The organism is Cupriavidus sp. R6-3, assembly GCF_059772245.1.
On the sequence record NZ_JCBAJO010000368.1, the window covers coordinates 1 to 3,136 of the forward strand.

Consider the following 3,136-nt stretch of genomic DNA (forward strand, 5'->3'; position numbering starts at 1 on the left):
GTCTCGCCTTCCACCGCATGGGCGGCGATCCTGGAGGACCGGGTGGGTTCGGGTGGGCTCTCGGACAAGGGCATGGCGGCATTATCGGTCACCTCGCGGCGGGAACGCCACCCGGCGGGCATTGGCGCCCGAAGTCGGGCCAGACCTTGGGCCGGACTTCGGACCAGACTTCGGGCCAGACTTGGGGCCAGACCTCGGGCCAGACTTCGGGCCAGACCTCGGGCCAGACTTGGGGCCAGACTTCGGGCCAGACTTCGGACCAGACTTCGGGCCAGACCTCGGGTGGGACTTCGGGCCCGGAGGGACGGGCCCGCGCCGACTCTGCTATCGTCGCGCTTTCGTCCCGACGCTGTTGCTGACATCGTCCCCACCGTCGCCCCCGCGCACTCAGGTGCGCACCGCGTTGCGCATGGAACTGATTCGATCGTGAAGGTATTCGGTATCGCCGGCACTTCCGGCAGCGGCAAGACCACCTTGCTGGACCAGTTGATTCCCCGCTTCGTCGCGTCCGGGCTACGCGTGGCCGGCGTCAAACATACCCATCACGGGTTCGACCCGGACACGCCGGGCAAGGATTCGTGGCGGATGCGCGAGGCGGGCTGCGCCAATGTGGTGCTGGTCGGTGCGCGCCATCTGACGCTGATGCGCCGATACGAAGAAGGCGCGCCGCCGCCCGAACTGGCCGACGCGCTCGCGGTGCTGCCCGCCGATACCGACCTGGTGCTGGTCGAGGGATACAAGCACAGCGACGTGCCCAAGCTCGAGGTCTATCGTCCCGGCCACGGCCGGGCGCCGCTGTGGCCGGATGTGCCCGGGATCGTCGGCGTCGCCACCGATGCGCCGGGCGAGGTGGCCGCGCTGACCCGGCTGCCGGTGCTCGACCTGAACCGGATCGACGCCATCGAGGCCTTCGTGCGGGAACGGGCCGGGCTGTAGCGGAAGCGGACGCCTTGGCGCGGCCTCGCCGCCGGGCCGGCGGCCCCCGGGCGACTATCCGGCGGCGCCCGCCGTCTCGTCGCTGTGCCGCGGATTGGCCTCGGGCACCTGTGGCCGCGCCAGTTCGGCGACCAGCGGCACATGGTCCGAGCGCTGCGCCCAGTCGCGCCCGGTCAGCACACGGGCGCGCTCGATCTCGAAGCCCCGCACGTAGATCCGGTCGAGCTGCCACCACGGCATATGGCTCGGAAAGGTATGCAGCCGCGAGCCGCGCGCCTGCGAGGCCTCCAGCGCGCCCAGCGTGTTGCAGATCAGCGCATCGAGCCGGTGGTTCCAGTCGTTGAAGTCGCCGGCGATCACCAGCGGCGCGTCCGCCGGCACCACATTGCGCACGCGTTCGACCAGCGCCTCGGCCTGGCGCGCGCGGCTGCGCGCGAACAGGCCGAAATGCACGCAGATCAGATGCGCCTCGATGCCGTGGACGTCGGCGACCGCATGCAACAGGCCACGCTGCTCGAAGCGGTGGTCCGAGATATCGAGGTTCTCCGACATCAGGATCGGATGGCGCGACAGGATCGCGTTGCCATGGTGGCCGTGGTCGTAGACCGCGTTGCGGCCGTAGACCGAATGCGGATAGGCGTCGGTCGCCAGGTAGTTCAGCTGCGTGTAGTCGGAATCGAACAGGGAGGCGGCCACCAGGCGATCGTTGCGGTCCTGCACTTCCTGCAGGAAGACGATGTCGGCGTCGACCGTCTGCAGCCCGTCACGGACATGCTGGATGCGCGGACGGCGCGCGAAGCCGGTCAGCCCCTTGTGAATGTTGTAGGTGACCACGCGCAGCTTCATCGCGGCCCTCCGGCCTGGCCGGCGCCTGCTGCGTCCACGGCGGCGCCCCCAGCGTTCATGGCGCCCGCGCCGCAAGCCGTCGCCCCGGCCGCCGCTCGCCACGCCAGCTGGCGCACTGCTTCGGCGTTGCTCGACGAGAAGCAGCGCGCGGCCGCCTGCTCCCACGGCAGCCAGACCGATTGCAGATGCTCGCGCGGCGACAGCGTGACCGGCAGCGGCCGCTCGACGCACAGGCCGAACCAGTGCTCGACATTGCGCGTGACCCCGGGCGCGTAGCGATGGCGCCATTCGGGATAGATCTCGTATTCGATGTGGTGGCCCCAGTCCTGCAGGCGGTGCTCGCTCGCGACGATGCCGGTTTCCTCGGCCACCTCGCGGGCGGCGGTCAATGCCAAGGGTTCGTCGGGGGTATCGAGGCTGCCGGTGACGGATTGCCAGAAGCCGGGACGGTCGGCGCGCTCCAGCAAGAGGACCTGCAGATCGGTCGTATGGATCACGACCAGCACGGATTCGGGAATCTTGTAGGGCATGGGATCGGACGGGAACAGGCTGACAAGCTTAACGCAGTTGCCCGCCGGCGCCACCGGCGTTAGTCCGACAAGCCTGGGAGGCGTGGGGATGATGTGATGGCGTGGGCACTGCGAACGCGCTGCGAGGCCGCCGGCACCCTGGACCGGGGATGTTCTCCCTCTCCTCCTCGGGGACGAGGATTGCGGAGGGGGGATGGTTCCAATGCGCCGTGGCCCGACCACCTGCCGCTACCCTCTCCCCTGCCCCTCTGCCGCTTGCGGGAGAGGGGAGAAAATCCGCTGTCAGGCCCGCTCTTCCCGGACGCCCGCTTCGCGCACCCAGCTGTCGAACACTTCCGGCGAGTCGCCGTGGCCCCAGGCGGCGCGCAGCTGCTGCATCAGCGGCGCCAGCGATTCGGTGTAGCGCGCGGCGGCGGCGTGCGCCTCGGTCGCCAGCGCTTCGGCGGCCTGGTTGGCGCGCGCCTGCATCTCGGTGCGCGCCTGCGCGACCTCCTTCTCGCGCTGGCCCAGCGCGTGGTACTTCTGGATCAGGAAGCGCTGGTAGTCGCCGCCCTCGCCATGCGGGGCCTGCGCGGCCTGCGCGTTCACCTGCTCGAAGCGCAGCACGATGCTGGCGGTCTCCTGCTCGATCTGCGCGGCCTCGGCGACCAGCGCCTGTGCCGCATCCTGCAGCGCCAGCGCGTCGCGGCGACGCGCCTGCAGTTGCGCGGCCATCGTCTCGAAGGTCCGCTGCGCGGCCAGATAGGCCTGCACCACCGGCTGCGGCGCGACCACCAGCAGCGGATCGGCGCCGCTGCCGCGGCGGCCCGTCAGCAGGGCATCCT

General features: G+C 70.3%; 3 protein-coding genes and 1 pseudogene. 1 reads left to right on the forward strand and 3 read right to left on the reverse strand.

Translation table 11 applies throughout. The features are described from left to right. The first annotated feature begins 426 nt into the window (after positions 1 to 426). The gene (gene mobB / locus AC6EI8_RS25580; RefSeq protein ID WP_226108533.1) at positions 427 to 936 is read left to right on the forward strand and encodes a molybdopterin-guanine dinucleotide biosynthesis protein B; all 510 of its coding nucleotides are present in this window, start codon (positions 427 to 429) and stop codon (positions 934 to 936) included. 54 nt (positions 937 to 990) lie between these two features. On the opposite strand, the gene AC6EI8_RS25585 is transcribed toward mobB, so the two are convergent. The 3 genes and pseudogenes from AC6EI8_RS25585 to AC6EI8_RS25595 form a co-directional block, all read right to left on the reverse strand. Then, a complete protein-coding gene (locus tag AC6EI8_RS25585; protein WP_150084471.1) occupies positions 991 to 1,782 on the reverse strand; it encodes an endonuclease/exonuclease/phosphatase family protein in 792 nt (263 codons plus the stop codon). Beyond that, the gene (gene nudB / locus AC6EI8_RS25590; RefSeq protein ID WP_150084473.1) at positions 1,779 to 2,312 is read right to left on the reverse strand and encodes a dihydroneopterin triphosphate diphosphatase; all 534 of its coding nucleotides are present in this window, start codon (positions 2,310 to 2,312) and stop codon (positions 1,779 to 1,781) included. Before nudB ends, AC6EI8_RS25585 begins: the two co-directional genes overlap by 4 nt. Positions 2,313 to 2,594: 282 nt before the next feature. Beyond that, positions 2,595 to 3,136: pseudogene (locus AC6EI8_RS25595) on the reverse strand (hypothetical protein); the annotation flags it as partial.